Here is a 712-nt window from a genome sequence, read left to right as displayed (position 1 = left end):
TCGTGGAGCATTTGCACACACAGTTTAAGCTCTTGAGTAGTGGAGCATTTTACTTTAAGCTCATGAGCAATGGCGCCTGTTGGTCTTACGTGGTGGTCTCTGTAACTCTCTAGAGTTCGCGGGACTTTGCACGGCCTTTGTGAGTCACAAGCCCAGAGATCGGGGCGGTAAACTCGGGTTGGATTTACGCACAGGGTTGGCCAACAGGAACTCTCTAGAGTTCACGGAGCTCACAAGGCGACCTTTGAGGGTACCAAATCCATGGTTGCCAGTCCATCAATGAGTAGGTTTAAGCCCTTCCTCATGAGTACGTACCGGAATCGAACCACAAATCTGGAGGGTCTTAAGCATGGTGGGCCCATCTAGAGCGCGCACTGCCGCCCTTATTTTCTTCGTCTGCAAGGTCGGGCCCATACACAGGAGGGCATTTTCCTCCGTTCCCCGTGGCGCTGCCGGGAAGCTATACAGACGGCATGGGGGTTACGCTGACTGGCCATTGGAGGACTTTTGGCCCTTAGGCTTTGAGTCGACTTGTGGCCCTGTTGGGGCATAAAAAATGGGTAAAGATTGAAGCAAGAAGGAAGGGAAGAAAGAAAGAAAATCGGAAAAGAGAAGGAGCAAGACAGTTTTTGATGAGCTTTGCGCAGAGCCGCGCAGGCAATATCCATTGCGCGACTCCGCGCAGGCAATATCCATTGCGCGACTCCGCGCA

Annotated in this window: 1 protein-coding gene; it reads right to left on the bottom strand. The window is 52.5% G+C overall.

Features of this window, described 5'->3' with window-relative positions; genetic code table 11:
• Positions 1-480: 480 nt before the first annotated feature.
• On the bottom strand, positions 481-712 hold a 232-nt coding region (locus DU478_RS23520; RefSeq protein ID WP_233501569.1), incomplete at its 5' end, for a hypothetical protein.

Source organism: Thalassococcus profundi, from assembly GCF_003344785.1.
Classification (GTDB): Bacteria; Pseudomonadota; Alphaproteobacteria; order Rhodobacterales; family Rhodobacteraceae; genus Puniceibacterium; species Puniceibacterium profundi.
This window is presented reverse-complemented; position numbering and strand designations above follow the sequence as displayed.